This window comes from Saccharothrix variisporea (assembly GCF_003634995.1).
GTDB lineage: Bacteria > Actinomycetota > Actinomycetes > Mycobacteriales > Pseudonocardiaceae > Actinosynnema > Actinosynnema variisporeum.
The window spans coordinates 724,411-741,470 of the sequence record NZ_RBXR01000001.1 but is presented as its reverse complement, the minus strand read 5'-3'; the positions used below and the strand labels follow the sequence as shown (position 1 = coordinate 741,470).

Genomic DNA, 17,060 nt, shown 5'->3' with positions numbered 1-17,060 from the left:
CCTCAGCCCCTCCCGGTCAACCCGACCACCGGGGCGGGCGTGCCGCCGTAGGCGCTGCGGGCCACCACGATCGCCCCCGGCGCCGGCACCAGGTGCACCTCCCCGAGCGACCCCGACCCGTCCAACCGCACCGGCGTCCGCACCACCGCGGACCCGTCCAACCCTTGCGTCACCACAGTCACGTCACGACCGTTGTCGTCACACGCCCGCAGATAGGTCGTCGCCGTCGTGGCCTCATCCGCCACACGAGCGCATGTCCCCGCATCAAGCGGAACCACGGCTCCGGTCGAGTCGAGCGTCACCACGGACCCGTTGGCCTCGTCCTCCAACAGGAGCCGCGGCCCCAAGTCGGCCCGCACCCACCACTCCCGACCTGGACGCGCGACCACGACCCCCGTCTCGGCGTCGAACACCGCCTCGGTCACCGCACCCGGCGCGACATCGGCCGTCACCACCCGCACCGACACCAGCGACCCGTCCGGCGCGCCCAGCAGGTGCACGTCCCGCCGCTCACCACCGTCCCGCGCCAACGGCACCCGGTGCTCCCACCGCCGCTCACCGGACACCTCGTCCAGCGCCACGACCGAGATCCGGTCCGGGCACTCCTCCGCCACGAACACCGTCGACCGGCCCCGGACGGCCTTCACGTACAGCACCCCGCACCCGCCCGCCGGACCCCACCGCCACCGCGACGCACCCGTCCCCAGGTCGTACCCGACCAGCTCGTCACCGTCCGGCAGCGCCACCGTCGCCGTGCCCGGCACGATGGCGTCCACCTCGGCCAACACCCCGCGCACCAACCGCGAGAACCGCACCGCCCCGGTGTCGGCGTCGAGCACGACCATCAGGTGCTGCCGGGTGTCCCGTCCGGTCCGGAAGGTCGCGACCACGGTCTTGCGGTCCACCGAGGCGACCAACGCCCCGACGTGCGCCCCGACCCGCCCGTACCGCCAGTCCTCCCGCCCGTCCGTCCCGCTCAACGCGACCAGCGAGCCGTCACCCAGCGCCACCACGACCCCGTGCCCCGCCGCGACCACCCCGACCACGTCGGCCCGGGGCTGCCACGCCCACTGCACCCCTCCGGGCCGCTCCACGACCTCCTCCGGTGGGAAGTGCCGGGCTTCCGACACCTCCGACCGCACCACCCCCGCCTCAGCCGCCAGCGGAGCCACCGCGCTCACCCCCGCCGCCACGACAGCCGCCAGCGCCCCCACAACGGTCACCCGCCACGACCCCGACCAGCCCGCCCCGACCGCCACGCACAACGCCCCCGCCGCCAACACCGGCACCCGAGCCCCGACCAGCCCGGTACCGACCTCGACCGCCAGCAGCCACCCACAAGCCCCGACCGCCACCAACGCCCCGCACACCGCGACCACCCGCGCGCCGCGCACACAGGCCAGCAAGGCCACCGCCACCACCCCGACCGCCAACCCGATCACCGTCGTATCGACCACATCGGACCTGGCGGCCCCACCGGACAGGAACGGCGCCACCCCAGCCGCCACCGCCCCGACAAGCGTCACGTACCGCAACATCTCCGACGCACCTCCCCGCGCCTGAGACGAACCCCCACGCCACCCCGTTCCCCTCGACCGCTGTCGGCGTGCTGGTCGAGGGCCGCGGGGTCAGGAAGTCGTGCGGTGGTCCTGCGCGGCCTGGGCGAACGCCCGGATCTGCGGCGTTTCGGCGGCGGTCCGCCAGGCGAAGGCCCACTGGACCGGCGGGGCGTCCCGGACCGGCACGTAGGTCAGGTTGGGCCACGCGTAGAAGCGGGCCGCTTCCGCCGGGACCGCGAGGACGGCCTGCCCCGAGACGACCGCCTTGACCTGGTCGTCCCAACTGGAGACGGACGGGCCGCGCGGGATCGGGCGGCCGGCGGGGGTGCGGAAGGGCTGGAACGCCTCCTCCATCGCCGCGGGGACCGGCGCCGTGGGGCTGACGAAGGTGAGGTCGCCGTAGTCCTCCAGGCACAGCGACGAGCGGCCGGCGTACGGGTGGGAGTCGGCGAGCATCAGCAGGATCGGCGAGGTGTGGGTGATGGGGCCGGTGGTGAGGTCCGGTTCGTGGACGGGCAGCCACAGGTGCGCCACGTCGACCTCGCCCGAGCGCAGCTGCGCCAACGGCGTCACGGGGTTGATGTCGCGGTGGTCGACGTGGACGTCCGGGTAGCGGGTCCGGAACAGCTCGACGATCTCGCCGACCATCCACGCCTGCGGCCCCATGGTGCCCAGCCGCAGCGTTCCGGTGGCCCCCCGGGCGGCGGCCGACACCGCCGCGATCCCGTTCATGATCTGCCGGTACCCGGTGTCCAGCTCGCGCTGGAGCTGCCGGCCGGCGGGGGTGAGGCGGACCCGGCGGGTGGAGCGCTCGAACAACGCCGTGCCGATGCGCCGCTCCTGCTGCTTGATCGACTGGCTGACCCGGGCCGGGGTGATGTGCAGCCGTTCCGCCGTTCGCCCGAAGTGCAGCTCCTGCGCCAGCGTCAGGAAGATCTCGATGTCCCGCAGCTCCACACGCCCTCCCTCCCGATCGTTAACCCGGAGGTTAACAGTGCGGCGCGGAGACCGTCCTTTTTCGACGGTGCCGCGGGGATCAAGCTGGTGGAGGCGCCGCTGGACGCCGCTTCGCCGGCCGGACCGCCGCGCCGGTCACGCACGCAGAAAGGATCGACCCGATGACCGCCTACCACATCGTCGCCGTCGTCGCCGCGCTCTGGATCGGCTTCTCCGGCTACTCGCTGTTCTCCCGGCAGCAGTTCGTCGTGGAGCCGCTGGAGCAGTACGGGGTGCCCCGGTCGTGGTGGAACTGGCTGGCACTGGCCAAGTCGGCCGGGGCCCTCGGGCTGGTCGTGGGCCTGTTCGTCCCGGTGGTCGGGGTCGCGGCGGCCGCGGGGCTCATCCTGTACTTCCTCGGGGCAGCGGCCACGACCATCCGGGCACGCTCGTACAAGACCACCGTGTTCCCGCTGCTGTACCTGGCCCCGGCCGCCGCGACGCTGGTGCTGCAACTGGGCAGCTAGACGAGTGATACGCAAGTGGGGGCGCGGCCCGGAGACGGGCGAAGGGTGTTCAAGATCCGTTTGTGACGACAGACCTGAACACCCTTCTCACCGCACTCCACGTCAAGATCGACGACCGCCTCGCGGGTAGGCGTCGGATGGGCAGGCCACCGAAGCTGACCGACTCGGAGCTGGTCACCCTCGCGGTGGCCCAAGCCCTGCTGGGGTTCACCCCCGAGGCCCGCTGGTTGTGGTTCCTGCCCGCCCGGATGCCCGGCGCGTTCGGGGTACCTGCCGGCCAGTCCGGCTACAACCGCCGCCTGCGCGCCGCCTTACCGCTGGTCAAGCAGGTCGCGCGCGGGATGGCCGCCGACACCTCCACCCCGGTCTCGGCCCACCGTGAAACGCTCGGAGTTGGCCGGGTGGGCCAAGTACGGCTACTGCCGCTCACACTCCCGCTGGTTCTGGGGTCTGCGGCTGTATGTGGTGCGCACCCCCGCCGGATTGCCGGTCGCGTGGGCGTTGGCCGACCCGAAGATCGACGACCGGCAGGTGCTCATGGCCCTCTGCGACGTCCGTCTACGACCACTAACCGAGTTGCGCATTGCTCGTCCAGGCACTACTCGGGCCTGTCACGCCGCTCCAACGGCTTCGTGGCAGGCCCCTCCAGCACCTCGCCGTCCACGTCGAAGCGCGACCCGTGGCACGGGCAGTCCCAAGTCCGTTCGGCGTCGTTGAACCGCACCCGGCACCCCAGGTGCGTGCACCGCAGCGACACCGCGTGCACGTCCCCGGCCTCGTCCCGGTACACCCCGGTGTCCCCGACCACCCGCGCGGTCCCGACCGGCACGTCCCGCACCGACCGGGTGTCGGAGGTCTTCAGCCGGTCCCCGACGAAGCTCGTCGCCGCCCGCGCGTTGATGCTCACCAGCGACGGCAGCGACCCCCACGACATGCGGTGCGGCGAGAAGCGCTCCGCCCACGGGTTGTCCCGACCCAGCACCAGGTCGGACAGGATCATCGCCGCGAACGTCCCGGTCGACAGCCCCCACTTCATGAACCCGGTGGCCACGTAAAGGCGCGACGAACCCGGCGTGTAAGACCCGATCATCGGCAGCTTGTCATACGCCGAGGGGTCTTGCGCCGACCACCGGTGGGTCACCGACTCGACGTCCCAATGCCGCCGCGCGAACGCCTCCAGCTCCCCGTAGGGATCACCGGGCGCGTCACCGGTGGTGTGCGAACGTCCACACACGATCAGCAGCTCCCCATAGGCCGACAACGACCACGAAGGACTCCCGGCGCTGATCGCCATCCCGGTGGGCGGCGCACCGGACTTCAGCCGCACGGCCACGCAGTAGGACCGGTTCGGCTCCAGCCGCGAGAAGTACAGCCCGCGGTCCAGGAACGGGTAGTGCGTCGCCACCACCACCCGGTCCGCGGTCAGCGTCCCCGTCGCCGTGACCACCCGGCACGGTGAACCCTCGTCCACCCGCGTCACCCGGCTGTGCGCGTACACCGCGCTCCCGTCACCGGGGATGCGCCGCGCCAGACCGGTCACGTACTTCACCGGGTGCAGCGCGAGCTGGTCGTCCAGCCGCACCGCCCCGAAGACCTCGAACGGCACCCCCATGCCCTCGCCCCGGTCGCGGTCCACCGGCAGCCCGGCCCGGGACGCGGTCAGCGCCTCGTGGTCCACAGTGGGCAGCTCGTCCGGGCTCAGCGCGAACGTGTAGGCGGGCGCGCGCCGCAGGTCGCAGTCCACCGCCCGGCGGGCCACCTCCGCCACACCCGCGGCACTGGCGGCGGCGTAGTCGGCGGCGGCGGACAGGCCGTGCTTGTCGGCGATGGTCGAGTACACCGTGGACTGCAGGGCCGTCACCTTGGCGGTGTTGTTGCCGCTCACCCCGCCACCCACGTGACCGGCCTCGACCACGGCCACCGACACGCCCGCCTCCTTCAGCCGCAGCGCGGTCGTCACGCCGGTGATCCCGCCGCCGATCACCACCACGTCGAAGTGCCCGTCACCCGCTGGAGGGAACCCGTCCAGGTCCTGCGCCCACAGCGAGTGGCGGGCCGTCACCGTGTCATGCGCCATGGTCACCGCGTACCCGTGGTCGTCGGGTTCGAACCGCCGGCCACGGGATATCCCAGCGCCATGACCACACCCGAGCCGGAGGAACCGGACTTCGCCGAGGAGCACACCCGGCCGACCGTCGCCGACGAGCAGGCCAACCAGCCCAACACCGAGCCCGACGAGTCCGTGCCCGGCGACGCGGGCGGTATGGAGCCCGAGTGATGCGCACGCTGGCCACGTTGGACGAGGTGGTCGCCGTCCTGGAGGAGCACGGTGACCACCTGTTCGTGCGCTGGTCGAAGGGGCCGGACGCGGACGAGGGCCGCAGCAGCCGCGACGGGCTGACCGGCGTGCGCCTGCCCGGCCTCTCGGCCAACCCGCTGGCCGTCGAACCGTGGTGGGGCGACCGGTCGCTGCGGCTGTGGGTGGCCCGCCGCCTGCACGACTACCGCCACCTCGCCCACAAGCGGGGGCCGGGCGTGCGGCCGTGGGTGCTGATCGGCAAGGAGGCCGGGCGCGGCCCGGACAACGAGCCGCTGGTGGAGTGCCGGGAGCCGCTGGCGTGGATCGGCGAGGACGCCCTGGCCGAGTGCGAGGACCTGGTCGCCGCGCACGCGCGGGAGTGGGGTCCGCTGGACCGGGAGGGCGAGGGCGGGTCGGGCAGGTGACCGCCGGGCCGAGGTCTGGCCGGGGACCCGGCAGGTGACCGCCGGCCCGGGACCGGCCGGGGATCCGGCAGGTGACCGCCGGCCCGGGGACCGGCCGGGGGTCCGGCAGGTGACCACCCGACCGGGGTCCGGGCAGAATCCGGCGGGTGACCACGAACTGGGCGGGCAGCTTCACCTTCACCGCCGACCGCGTCGAATCCCCGACCTCCGTCGACGACCTGCGCCGACTGGTGTCCTCCGGCACCCGGGCCCACGTGCTGGGCGCGGGCCACTCGTTCAGCCGCGTCGCCGACACCACCGGCACCCTGATCCGCCTGGACGCGCTGCCGGAGGTCTTCGAGCTCACCGGCGACACCGTGCGCGTCGGCGGCGGCACCCGGCTGGCGGGCCTGGCCGAGCGGCTGCACGCCAAGGGGGTCGCGCTGCCCGCCATGCCGTCGTTGCCGCACGTCACGATCGCCGGCGCGGTCGCGACCGGCACCCACGGCTCCGGTGACGGCGTCGGCACGCTGGCCGACCTGGTGCGCTCGGTGGACCTGGTGACCGCGGCCGGCGACCTGGTCACCTACCGCCGCGGGGACGCCGACTTCGACGGCGTGGTGGTGTCCCTCGGCGCGCTCGGCGTGGTCGTGGCGCTGGAGCTGGCCGTGGTGCCGACCTTCGACGTCGAGCAGCGGGTGGTCGCCGACGTGCCGCTGGACGTGCTGGTCGAGCGGTTCGACGACGTGTTCTCCGCCGCCTACAGCGTCAGCGCGTTCACCACCTGGGACGGCACCGCCCGGATCTGGGTCAAGCGGCGCACCGGCGACGCGCCCGCCGACCTGTCCTTCACCGGCGGCCACGACGCCACCACCCCGCTGCACCCGGTGCCGGGCCAGCCCGCCCACCACTGCACCGCCCAGCTGGGCGAACCCGGACCGTGGCACGAGCGGCTCCCGCACTTCCGCGCCGACTTCACCCCCAGCGTGGGCCGGGAGCTCCAGTCCGAGTACTTCGTGGCCCGCGAGCACGCCAGCCACGCGCTGACCGCGATCGACGACCTGCGCCTGGGCGACTTGCTGCTGACCTCCGAGATCCGGACCATCGCCGCCGACCGCCAGTGGCTCAGCCCCACCCACGAGCGCGACAGCGTCGCCCTGCACTTCACCTGGCGCCAGGACGACGCCGCCGTGCGCGCCGAGCTGGCCCGCATCGAGGCCGCCCTGGCGCCGTGGCGGCCCAGGGCGCACTGGGGCAAGCTGTCCACCCACCCCGGCGCGTACCCCGGGCTGCCCCGCTTCGCCCGCCTGCGCGAGTCCCTCGACCCGACCGGCACGTTCGGCAACGCCGCCCTGGACGCCTGGCTCAGCCCTCGGTGACCTCCTCCAACTCGGTCAGCTCCAGGTCGCGCACCTTGTCCGGGTCGGCCACGATGTGGATCGCCACGATCCGGCCGCCCGACACCGTCATGCCCAGCAGCGACTTCGGCACGCCGTTCTCCGCGGACAGCACCGCCAGGCCGCCGTCGACCAGCACCTGACGGCCCTGGCGCTCGATCGAGCTGAACATGATCGCCTGGCGCGCCACCGCCTCCGCGCCGTGCAGGACGGCCGGCCGCTCGGGCTTGAGCGCGCCGAAGTCGACCCGCAGCACCACGTCGGGGTCCAGCACGGCCAGCAGCGCGTCGAAGTCGCCATCGCGCGCGGCGGCCATGAACGCGCCCACCACCTCGCGCTGGCGGGTCAGGTCGTCGGGCACCGGCGCGCCCGTGCGCACCCGCCGCCGCGCCCGGCTCGCGAGCTGGCGCGCGGCGGTCGGGGTGCGCCCGACGATCGGCGCGATCTCCTCGAACGCCACCCCGAACAGGTCGTGCAGCACGAACGCCAGCCGCTCCGCCGGCGTCAGCGTCTCCAGCACCACCAGCAGCGCCAACCCCACCGAGTCGGCGACCACGGCCTCGTGCTCCGGGTCGTCGTCGGTGGCGGGCTCGGGCCCGAACTCCTCCAGCGGGTCCTCGCGGCGGGACGTGCGCGAGCGCAGCATGTCCAGGCACACCCGGCTCACCACCGTGGTCAGCCAGCCGCCCAGGTTGCCGATCTCGGACGCGTCCGACCGCTGCAACCGCAGCCACGCCTCCTGCACGGCGTCCTCGGCCTCGCTCATCGAACCCAGCATCCGGTAGGCCACCGCGCGCAGGTGGCCCCGGTCGGCGTCGAAGCGCTGCGCCAGGAATGTGGTGTCGTCCACGGTCGAGACGTCCTTCCGATCACGTTGTGCCCGTCACCTCCCTGACGGATGCCGCCGCCGGGGTGTGACCGGGGTGATCAGATCACGCCATCCGGGCGAACCTGCGCAGGTGGTCCAGGTCGGGGACGAGCACGTCCCGGCGGTAGTGGCTGATCACCACCCCGGCCTTGCGCAGGTCGCTGAACGCCTTCTCCGCGGTGCGCGGCTTCATGCCCGCGATGGAGGCCAGCTCGACCTTGGTCAGCGGGATGCCCAGCGTCCAGCCGCCGCGCTCCTCGCGGCCGTAGGAGCCGACCAGCTCGGCCAGCACCCGCGCGACCCGCTCGGCGGCGGAGTGGGACAGGAAGTCCCGGCGGCGCTTGTTGGCCCACCGCAGCTGGTCGTCGATGACCCCGATCAGCTCCACGAACATGTCGTTGTGGCGGTGCATGAACGCCGTCAGCTCCGCGCTGGTGATCAGCTTGGCCACGACGTCGCCGCAGGTTACGACGGTCGCCGAGCGGGGCTTGTGGTCCAGAGCGGCCATCTCGCCGACCAGGTCGCCCGCGACCCGGACCGCGAGCACGGCGGTGTCCCCGGCCTCGTCGGTGACCTGCACCTTCACCATGCCGTCCAGCAGCAGGAACGCGTGGGTGTCCCGGGCGTCCTGCTCGATCAGCTCCCGTTCGCCCGCGTAGCGCACGACCGTGCCGATGGTCAGCAGCTCCTGCCGGGTGTGGTCGCGCAGCCGGCCCAGCAGGCTGGCCGCGGGCCACTGCGGGTCGGTGTTGACCGGGCCGTAGGGCGCGGACACGCGGTGCGGCACCGGGCTGCGGGTCAGCGGGATCGCCGGGCGGGTGCGGCTGAGCAGCCGGGCGGCCTCGTCGACGGGCACGTGGACGTCCTCCAGGCTCGTGCCCAGGTCGAGGGTGTGGGTCTCGCAGGCGCGCAGCTGGTGGGCGATCAGCCGGGACGCGGGGTGGTCCGCGCCGTGCACCGAGGCGGCCCGGGCGGCGGCGGTGCGGATGGTGTCCAGCGCGCGGCGGGCCTGGGTGTGGGCGCCCTCGACGCGGGCGACCTCCAGCTCGGCGGCGGCCAGGTTCGACTGGGCGACCAGGGTGTGCGGGTCGTCCGGGCCCAGGCGGGCGAAGGAGGTGTCGGCGGCGGCGCGCAGCGCGGGCAGCGCGAGCTGGGTCTGGCCCACCGCGCGGCGCACGCGGGCCAGCTCGAACTCCGCCGAGGCCAGGTTGGAGCGGGCGACCAGGGACTTGGGGTGGTGCGGGCCGAGCGCGGTGACCGCCCGGTCGGTGGCTTCGCGCAGGTCGTCCACGGCGATCATGGCGTCCTCGACGTTGCCGCGGTCGCGGGCGTCCTGGAAGCGGGAGGACCGCAGGTTGACCAGCGCCCCGATGGTCCGGGCGTCGTCCGCGCCGAACGCGGCGGTCGCGCGCTTGAACTCCGCCTCCAGCAGCGGCAGCGCCCCGGCGGGGGTGGACAGGACGTCCGGGGTGCCCGAGGAGGGGACCACGCCGATCGCCGCGAGACCCGCCGTGCCGTGGCCGACGGGGTGTCGGGCGGCGGTGCGGGGGAAGGGCTGGGTCGGGGGCGCGGTGGTTCTTCCGGTGTCGGCGGCGCGGGTGTAGGGCTGGGCGGTGCCGCCGGCCGCCGGGTCGTGGCGGCGTGCGGTCGGTTGCGGCGCGGTCCGGGGAGAAGGCGCGATCGGGCGCTGGGCGGTGGGGGAATCCGGGCGGCGGGGGATCGGTGCGGTGGTGATCGGGACTCCGTTGGCGGCGGTGGTGATCGGGGCGGCGGGGTGGGGGATCGGGACGTCGGGTCCGGCGGTGTCGGTCCGGCCGCGGGCGACGGCGACCAGGTCGCGCTGGTCGCGCACCTTCGACGCCGCGTCGCTGCCGGGCTCGACCAGGTCGAGCATCGCGTCCAGGAGTTCCTCGCCCGCCTCGGTCGAACCGATCCGGGTCAACGCGGTCACGCAGCGCAGCAGGCGGTCGAGGTGCCGCCGGGCGGTGGTGGCGTCGAGGGTGTCGGCCAGTTCGACCGCCAGGTGCTGGGCCTGGTGGCGGTCGGGCGTCGTGCGCGACAGGACGGATTCGAGTTCGACCACTCGGCTGTTCATCCGGCACTCCAGGTGGCTGTGGTTTGCACTTCTTGCACTGTGTGCACTTCTGGGGGGCATGGGGGGTCGACTCGTACTGCCGGCGTGGAATCGTTCCCCACAGGGCGGATATCGCGATGTGCGGGGCCGCGTTAGCCCGACCGGTGACATCGTTATGGTAGGAATGGCCGGACCGTCAACCCCCACCGCAAAAGTGCGGAGACCTCGCGTTCTTCCAGCTGGGTGGCAACGCATTCGCCGTTACCGCGAAAATGTCACGGAATGCACTGGGAGCGCTCCCAGAATTGCTCCCGGTTTCTCGTGGCGCACGGACGCGGCCAAATGCGGTGGCAACTGTGCGTGCCGACGCGGTCGGGACGGCGACCGCCGTGCCGCGCGACCGACGTGGCACAGTTGCGCCATGCGGGTGGGGGTGTTGGGGCCGCTGGCGGTCACGGCCGGCGGCGCGGCCGTCGAGATCGGCGGCACGCGCGTGCGGGCGCTGCTGGTGCGGCTGGCCCTGGGCGCGGGCCGGGTGGTCACCGTCGAGGAGCTGGCCGACGCCCTGTGGCCCGACGACCGGCCCGCCGACGAGGTGGGCGCCGTCCGGTCGCTGGTGTCCCGGCTGCGCCGCGCCCTGCCCGACCCGGACGCGCTGCGCTCCGCGCACGGCGGCTACCGCCTGGACGTCGAGCCCGACGCCGTGGACGCCCACCGCTTCGACCGCCTGGCCCGCGACGCCCGCCGCGCCCTGACCGCCGGCGACCACGACACCGCCCGCGCGGTGGGCCGCGAAGCCCTCGGCCTGTGGCGCGGTCCCGCGCTGGCCGACGTGGCGGGCGCCCCGTTCGCCGTCGGCTACGTCGCCGGGCTGGACGAGGCGCGGCTGGCCGCCGTCGAGGACGTCGCCGAAGCCGACCTGGCCTGCGGGCACGCTCGCCACCTGGTCGCCGAGCTGACCGACCTGGCCGCCCGCCACCCGCTGCGCGAACGCCTCCAGGCCCTGCTGCTGCGCGCCCTGTTCCACGCCGGCCGCCCCGCCGAGGCGCTGGCCGCCTACGAGGAGGTCCGCCGCCGGCTCGCCGAGGACCTCGGCGCGGACCCCGGCCCCGAACTCCAGGCCGCCCACCGCGAGGTCCTGCGCGCCGAACCGCCCAGGGCCACCCGCGCGGGCAACCTGCGCACCCCGCTGACCAGCTTCCTGGGCCGCGCCGACGACCTGGCCCGGGTCGCCGACCTGCTCGGCCGCCACCGGCTGGTCACCCTGGTCGGCCCCGGCGGCGCGGGCAAGACCCGCCTGGCGACCACCGCCGCGGCCGGCCTGCCCGAGGGCGCGTGGCTGGTGGAACTGGCCCCGGTCACCGACCCGGCGGACGTGCCCACCGCCGTGCTGGCCGCGCTGGGCCTGCGCGACCAGCGCACCGTCGACCGGACCGCGCCGCGCCTGGACACGATGGGCCGCCTGGTCGAGACCCTGTCCCGCGCCGCGACCGTCCTGGTGCTGGACAACTGCGAGCACGTCGTGGACGCCGCCGCCCGCCTGGCCGACGAGCTGCTGGGCCGCTGCCCGGCGCTGCGCGTGCTGGCCACCAGCCGCGAGCCGCTGGGCGTGTTCGGCGAGGCGATCGTGCCCGTCCCGCCGCTGGACGCCGACACCGCCGTGCGCCTGCTCGCCGACCGCGCCACCGCCGTGCGCCCCGGGTTCACCGCCGACCCCGACGAGCTGGCCGTGATCTGCCGCCGCCTCGACGGCCTGCCACTGGCCATCGAACTGGCCGCCGCCCGCCTGCGCACGATGACCCCGGCGCAGCTGGCCGCCCGCCTGGACGACCGGTTCCGCCTGCTCACCGGCGGCAGCCGCACCGCGCTGCCCCGCCACCAGACGCTGCGCGCGGTCGTGGCGTGGAGCTGGGACCTGCTGACCCCGGCCGAGCGGGACTTCGCCGAGCGGCTGGCCGTGTTCCCGGCCGGGGTGGACCTGGAGGCGGCCGAGGCCCTGGTCGGACCGGACGCGGTGGACCTGCTCGCGGCCCTGGTCGACAAGTCGCTGCTGACCCCGCCGACCGACGGCCGCCACCGGATGCTGGAGACCATCCGCGAGTACGGCCTGGAACGCCTCGCCGAAACCGGCCGCGCCGCCGCCGCCCGCGCCGACCACGCCCGCTACTTCCGCGACCTCGCCGAGACCGCCGAACCACACCTGCGCTCCGCCGACCAGCTGACGTGGATCACGCGCCTGGAGGCCGAGCGCGACAACGTGCTGGCCGCCCTGCACTTCGCCGCCGACCGCGGCGACGCCGACACGGCGGTCCGGATCGCCGCCGCGATGAGCATGTTCTGGACCATCCGCGGCAACCGCGCGGAGTCCGTGGGCTGGTTCCGACTGGCGCTGGACGTGCCCGGCGGGGCCCCGCCGGTGGCCCGGCACGTGGTCACCGCGTTCCTGCTGATCAACGACGCCGTGTCCAACGGGTTCCGCACGGTGGAGGAGCACACCGCCCGGCTGCGCGCGTTGGCCGAGAAGGCTTCATCGGACCACCCGATCCTGTACCTGCTGGAACCCCTGCTCGCCGTGCTGTCCGACCGCACGGACTGGGCGCTGGGCGCGATCGACGCCCGCCTGGACGGGGCCGAACCGTGGACCAGGGCCGTGCTGTGGCTGATGCGCGGCGCGGTGCGCGAGAACGTCGGCGACATGGTCGGCGCACGCGACGACACCGAGATCGCCATCAAGGCCTTCCGCGAGGTCGGCGACCGCTTCGGCCTGAGCCAGGCCCTGGCCGCCGCCGCGGACGCACACCTGGTGTTCGGCGACGCCGAGCGGGCGGTGGAGGTCCTGGAGGAGTCGATCGCCCTGACCCGCGAACTGGACCCCGACGACGACACCGCCCACGAACGCCTGCTGCTCGCGTACGCCCGAGTCCAACTGGGCGACTTCGCGGCGGCACGTGCGGAGGGCGAGCGCCTGACCCGGGAGACGGGACAACCGTGGGCGGCGAGGGCGATCACGATGGCCCGGGTACTGCTCGGCGACCTGGCCCGATGGGAAGGCGACCTCGTCGAGGCGGCAAGGCAGTACGAGATGGCCGAGGCGGCGGCCGACGACGTACCCCGGATCGCACCCCAGTTCCGCGCACTGGTGCTGTGCTCACGAGCACACCTGGCGGTAGCGCGCGGCGAGCCGGCCGACGACCTGGTGGCCGAGGCCGCGCAGGAGGCGCTGTCGGTGTCGGACATGCCCGTACTGGCAAAGGTGGCGGTAGTCGTGGCCGCCGCCCACGCCCAGCAGGGCGACCCGGCAGCCGCTGCCGAACTCCTCGGTGTGGCGGCTCAACTCCGCGGCGCCCCCGACGCAGCCAACCCGGAAATCTCCCGCCTGACCACCCAACTGAACGCAGACATCGGCCCCTCCGCCCACGACCTGGCCTACGCCGCGGGCCGCACCCTGACCCGCGACGAAGCCATAGCCCGGGTTCAACCTCGACGGCCGTAGACTCGTAGGCCCGCCGGCTCCGCGCTCCCCAACGCGCGCAACACCCTTTCCAACACGCGCAACACCCTTTCCAACGCGCAAAGCGCGGCTTGCGGGGCGCGCGCAGCGCGCTTTCGTGTGGTGGTCCCAACCACAGGTGGAGGGCCTCGGTTCCCCCGCCGTATGGCCTGCCCGAAGGGCTACCACATTTTGGGTCGGGTGCAGCCGAAAGTTTTTGCGAGGAACGAGCAAAAAGTTTTAGCGGCACCCGGCCCAAAATGTGGTTGGCTCCGCCAGGCCATACGGCGGGGGAACCGACGCCCTTCACCCCCCGCTGGCGGCCTGCCGCGCGGCGAGCGCCGCTTGTGATCTTTTGATCTTGCAAGCGCGCAGCGCGTACCAGCGCGAAGCGCGTCCGGCTTGAGAGCGAAGCGTCCGGTTCAAAGCGCTTAAAAGCGAAAAGCGCCTCGCCGGCGGGCAGGCCACCAAAGATGACTCAACTGCAACGGCGGGGGCTTCTTGCTTTTGCCATCTCCGTATGGCCTGGCGGAGCCTACCACATTTTCCAGGGGTTGCCGCTAAAACTTTTGCTCGTTCCTCGCAAAACTTTCGGCTGCAACCCCTGGAAAATGCGGTAGCCCTTCGGGCAGGCCATACGGAGATGACAAAAGCAAGAAGCCCAAGTTGAGTTGTGTCCTTCCGGTGGACTGCCCGCTCGGCAGCGCTAGGGGCGCTAGGCGCTGTCGCCCCGTCAGGCTCGGCGGCGGTAGGCGCGGACTGCGAGCGGTGCGAAGACCACTACGAAGACCGCCGACCACGCCAGGGTCCATGCGACTGCCCCGGCCGCCGGGCCGCCGATCATCAAGCCGCGTGCCGCGTCCATCACGTGCGTCACCGGGTTGACCTCCACCCACGACCGCAGCCACGACGGCAGGGTCGAGGTCGGCGCCATCATGTTCGTGCCGAACGTCAACGGGAACAGCGCCACGAACGCGATGCCCTGCACCGCCCCCGGCTCCCGCACCAGCATCCCCACCAGCACGAACGCCCAGCTCACGCTGAACGCGAACAGCACCACCAACAAGCACCCGAGCAACGTCGGCACGAACCCGGTGCCGAACTCGAAGCCCATGATCGACCCGAACACCAGCAGCGACACCACCGCCACCACGTACCGGATCAGGTCGCCCAGCACCGACCCGACCAGCGGCGCGGACCGGCCGATCGGCAGGCTGCGGAACCGGTCGAAGACGCCCTTGCGGATGTCGGTGTTCAGGTTCACCCCGGTGGCCATGCCGCCGAACATGGTCGTCTGCACCATGATCGCCGGCAGCAGCACCTGCAGGTAGTCCTGGGTGGACCCGGCCACCGCGCCACCGAGCAGGTAGACGAACACCACCAGGAAGATCACCGGCTGCAACGTCACGTCCAGCAGTTGCTCGGGCGTCCGCAACGTCTTGATCAGGCTGCGCCGCGCCAACGCCAGGCTGTGCCGGACCAGCGCGAACGGTCGTGCGGCGGTCTCGGAGACCACCGGTCGCTCCAGGACGGTGCTCATGCCGCCTCCTCCTCGGTGTGCTTGCCGGTCAGGGTGAAGAAGACCTCGTCCAGGCTGGGCAGCCGCAGCGACAGCTCGGTCACCCCGATGCCCAGCACGTCCAGCCGCTTCACCACCTCGGTGAACGCCGCGTCCCCGTCCACGGGCACGGTCACCACGCCCCGGCTGGGCGACTCCGGCTGGTGCCCGGACACGGCGGCCAGCACGGCGGCGGCGTCGGAGAGCCGGTCGGGGTCGGCCGGGCGGACCAGGATCGTCTGGCCGCCGACGACGTTCTTCAGCTGCGCGGGCGTGCCGTGGGCGATCACCCGGCCGTGGTCGATGACGGAGATCTCGTCGGCCAGGGCGTCGGCTTCCTCCAGGTACTGCGTGGTGAGCAGGACGGTCGCGCCGTCGGCGACCAGGCCGCGCACGACGTTCCAGATGTCGTCGCGCTTGGCCGGGTCCAGGCCGGTGGTGGGCTCGTCCAGGTAGATCACGTCGGGCCGGCCGACCAGGCTCGCGGCGAGGTCCAGTCGCCGCCGCATGCCGCCGGAGTAGGTCTTGGCGGGTCGGTTCGCCGCGTCGGTCAGGTCGAAGTCGGCGAGCAGCTCGGCGGCGCGGGCCTTGGCCTCGGCGGTGCGCAGGTTGAGCAGCTGCCCGATCAGCACCAGGTTCTGCGTGCCGGTCAGGTCCTCGTCCACCGACGCGTACTGGCCGGTCAGGCCGATCAGGCGGCGCACCCGCGACGGGTGCTTGACCACGTCGAACCCACCGACCGCGGCCCGGCCGCCGTCCGGGCGCAGCAGGGTGGCCAGGATGCGCACGGCCGTGGTCTTGCCGGCGCCGTTGGGCCCCAGCACCCCCAGCACCGTGCCCGGTCGGGCGGCGAGGTCGACGCCGGCCAGCGCGGTGGTCTTGCCGTACCGCTTGACCAGGCCTTCCGCCTCGAAGGCGTAACTCATGGGATGTCCCCTCCTCGGTTGTTCGAGCAGCAGGGAACACGCCCGACATGTCATGGAGCAGGCAGACGCGTGTCAGGACGTGTCAGCCGCCTGGCACGCCTTGCTCCGGATGCCGGCTCGGCCGGGCGGCGCTAGCGTGGGGCCGCCCCGGACACCACACCACCGGCAGGTGCACCGTGCTCACCACGAACCCCGCGCCCGGCACCCCCAACTGGCTGGACATCGGCAGTCCGGACCCCGACCGCACGGCCGCGTTCTACACCGGGGTGTTCGGCTGGGAGACCAGGAGCTTCGGCCCCGGCGGGTACGCGGTGTTCCTGTACGAAGGCAAGACGGTCGGCGCGGTCGGCACGCTGGACGAGGGCGCGTCCTCGGCGTGGACGATCTACTTCCACAGCCCCGACGTGACCAGCACCGCCCGGGCGACCCGCGAAGCCGGCGGCCACGTCCGGCTGGAACCGGTCGACGTGCCCGGAGGCGGGCGGCTGGTGCAGCTGACCGACCCGGGCGGCGCGGAGTTCGCCGCGTTCCAGCCGGGTGCGAACGCCGGGCTGGAGCTGGTCACCGAGCCCGGGTCGCTGGCGTGGACCGAGCTGCACAGCCCCGAACCGGACACCGCCCGCGCGTTCTACCGGGCCGTGCTGGGGTGGGACGCCACGGACATGCCGATGGCCGGTGGGCACTACACGGTGTTCACGCCGGCCGGCGGGGACGAGGGCTCGTCGTTCGGCGGGGTGGCCCAGTTGCAGGAAGGCCACTCGCCGCACTGGCTGCCCTACTTCGAAGTCCTGGACGCGGATCGAGCCGTGGCGGACAGCACTTCACAGGGCGGCACGGTCGTGATGCCGCCGACCGATTACGAGGGCGTGGGTCGGATGGCGTGGCTGGCTGACCCGTTCGGCGCACGGTTCGCGGTGATCACCAGTTCCGCTTGAGATCTCCGCAAAAGCAGGGGTAGTGCGATCGAGCGACGGCGCTTGTTCGCCGCGCGCCCACGTTGCTAGCGTGCCCGAGTCGCTGCC

At 73.3% G+C, this 17,060-nt stretch carries 13 protein-coding genes and 1 pseudogene; 7 read left to right on the top strand and 7 right to left on the bottom strand.

All coding sequences use genetic code 11. The features are described from left to right. Positions 1-2 precede the first annotated feature (2 nt). Both DFJ66_RS03365 and DFJ66_RS03360 read right to left on the bottom strand, forming a co-directional pair. Positions 3-1,538: an outer membrane protein assembly factor BamB family protein gene (locus tag DFJ66_RS03365; RefSeq protein WP_121217812.1), complete on the bottom strand. Its 1,536-nt coding sequence runs from the start codon at positions 1,536-1,538 to the stop codon at positions 3-5. 90 nt (positions 1,539-1,628) lie between these two features. Continuing rightward, positions 1,629-2,516, bottom strand: coding sequence for a LysR family transcriptional regulator (locus DFJ66_RS03360; RefSeq protein ID WP_121217810.1), 888 nt, complete (start codon positions 2,514-2,516; stop codon positions 1,629-1,631). 161 nt (positions 2,517-2,677) lie between these two features. On the opposite strand from DFJ66_RS03360, the gene DFJ66_RS03355 reads away from it, so the two are divergent. Next, positions 2,678-3,022, top strand: a complete 345-nt coding sequence (locus tag DFJ66_RS03355; protein WP_121217807.1) for a DoxX family protein — start codon at positions 2,678-2,680, stop codon at positions 3,020-3,022. Positions 3,023-3,084: 62 nt separating this feature from the next. Further along, positions 3,085-3,577 (top strand): annotated as a pseudogene (locus tag DFJ66_RS45400) (transposase family protein); the annotation flags it as partial. 43 nt (positions 3,578-3,620) lie between these two features. Here DFJ66_RS45400 and DFJ66_RS03345 read toward each other — a convergent pair. Next, entirely contained in the window at positions 3,621-5,099 is a 1,479-nt protein-coding gene (locus tag DFJ66_RS03345; protein WP_147459157.1) for an FAD-dependent oxidoreductase, read from the bottom strand. A 60-nt stretch (positions 5,100-5,159) separates the two neighbouring features. Here DFJ66_RS03345 and DFJ66_RS42430 point away from each other — a divergent pair, with 60 nt between their 5' ends. The 3 genes from DFJ66_RS42430 to DFJ66_RS03335 all read left to right on the top strand — a co-directional run bounded on the left by DFJ66_RS42430 (position 5,160) and on the right by DFJ66_RS03335 (position 7,104). Continuing rightward, positions 5,160-5,300, top strand: coding sequence for a hypothetical protein (locus tag DFJ66_RS42430; RefSeq protein ID WP_170199110.1), 141 nt, complete (start codon positions 5,160-5,162; stop codon positions 5,298-5,300). Then, positions 5,300-5,746 carry a DUF6098 family protein gene (locus DFJ66_RS03340; protein ID WP_121230594.1) on the top strand — a complete coding sequence of 149 codons (447 nt, stop codon included), beginning with the start codon at positions 5,300-5,302 and terminating at the stop codon, positions 5,744-5,746. Before DFJ66_RS42430 ends, DFJ66_RS03340 begins: the two co-directional genes overlap by 1 nt. Positions 5,747-5,892: 146 nt before the next feature. Beyond that, the gene (locus DFJ66_RS03335; RefSeq protein WP_246029558.1) at positions 5,893-7,104 is read left to right on the top strand and encodes an FAD-binding protein; all 1,212 of its coding nucleotides are present in this window, start codon (positions 5,893-5,895) and stop codon (positions 7,102-7,104) included. On the opposite strand, the gene DFJ66_RS03330 is transcribed toward DFJ66_RS03335, so the two are convergent. Together DFJ66_RS03330 and DFJ66_RS43955 are read right to left on the bottom strand one after the other, a co-directional pair. Then, positions 7,091-7,972, bottom strand: a complete 882-nt coding sequence (locus DFJ66_RS03330) for a sigma-70 family RNA polymerase sigma factor (protein ID WP_121217801.1) — start codon at positions 7,970-7,972, stop codon at positions 7,091-7,093. The genes DFJ66_RS03335 and DFJ66_RS03330 overlap by 14 nt on opposite strands. A gap of 82 nt (positions 7,973-8,054) precedes the next feature. Continuing rightward, entirely contained in the window at positions 8,055-10,085 is a 2,031-nt protein-coding gene (locus DFJ66_RS43955) for a cyclic nucleotide-binding domain-containing protein (RefSeq protein ID WP_246029557.1), read from the bottom strand. Positions 10,086-10,485: 400 nt separating this feature from the next. Here DFJ66_RS43955 and DFJ66_RS03315 point away from each other — a divergent pair, with 400 nt between their 5' ends. After that, positions 10,486-13,557: an AfsR/SARP family transcriptional regulator gene (locus DFJ66_RS03315; protein ID WP_170199108.1), complete on the top strand. Its 3,072-nt coding sequence runs from the start codon at positions 10,486-10,488 to the stop codon at positions 13,555-13,557. A 730-nt stretch (positions 13,558-14,287) separates the two neighbouring features. Here the strand turns inward: DFJ66_RS03315 and DFJ66_RS03310 are convergent. Continuing rightward, positions 14,288-15,094: an ABC transporter permease gene (locus DFJ66_RS03310; protein WP_121217795.1), complete on the bottom strand. Its 807-nt coding sequence runs from the start codon at positions 15,092-15,094 to the stop codon at positions 14,288-14,290. Beyond that, the gene (locus DFJ66_RS03305) at positions 15,091-16,038 is read right to left on the bottom strand and encodes an ATP-binding cassette domain-containing protein (protein ID WP_121217793.1); all 948 of its coding nucleotides are present in this window, start codon (positions 16,036-16,038) and stop codon (positions 15,091-15,093) included. The genes DFJ66_RS03310 and DFJ66_RS03305 overlap by 4 nt, the downstream gene beginning before the upstream one ends. Positions 16,039-16,214: 176 nt before the next feature. On the opposite strand from DFJ66_RS03305, the gene DFJ66_RS03300 reads away from it, so the two are divergent. Then, positions 16,215-16,973, top strand: a complete 759-nt coding sequence (locus tag DFJ66_RS03300; protein WP_121217791.1) for a VOC family protein — start codon at positions 16,215-16,217, stop codon at positions 16,971-16,973. Positions 16,974-17,060 lie beyond the last annotated feature (87 nt).

Coding starts and splice junctions, on each gene's coding strand:
- DFJ66_RS03340 (WP_121230594.1), top strand. CDS start 5,300: ATGCGCACGCTGGCCACGTTGGACGAGGTGGTCGCCGTCCTGGAGGAG.
- DFJ66_RS03365 (WP_121217812.1), bottom strand. CDS start 1,538: ATGTTGCGGTACGTGACGCTTGTCGGGGCGGTGGCGGCTGGGGTGGCG.
- DFJ66_RS03345 (WP_147459157.1), bottom strand. CDS start 5,099: ATGGCGCATGACACGGTGACGGCCCGCCACTCGCTGTGGGCGCAGGAC.
- DFJ66_RS03310 (WP_121217795.1), bottom strand. CDS start 15,094: ATGAGCACCGTCCTGGAGCGACCGGTGGTCTCCGAGACCGCCGCACGA.
- DFJ66_RS03315 (WP_170199108.1), top strand. CDS start 10,486: ATGCGGGTGGGGGTGTTGGGGCCGCTGGCGGTCACGGCCGGCGGCGCG.
- DFJ66_RS03355 (WP_121217807.1), top strand. CDS start 2,678: ATGACCGCCTACCACATCGTCGCCGTCGTCGCCGCGCTCTGGATCGGC.
- DFJ66_RS03305 (WP_121217793.1), bottom strand. CDS start 16,038: ATGAGTTACGCCTTCGAGGCGGAAGGCCTGGTCAAGCGGTACGGCAAG.
- DFJ66_RS43955 (WP_246029557.1), bottom strand. CDS start 10,085: ATGAACAGCCGAGTGGTCGAACTCGAATCCGTCCTGTCGCGCACGACG.
- DFJ66_RS42430 (WP_170199110.1), top strand. CDS start 5,160: ATGACCACACCCGAGCCGGAGGAACCGGACTTCGCCGAGGAGCACACC.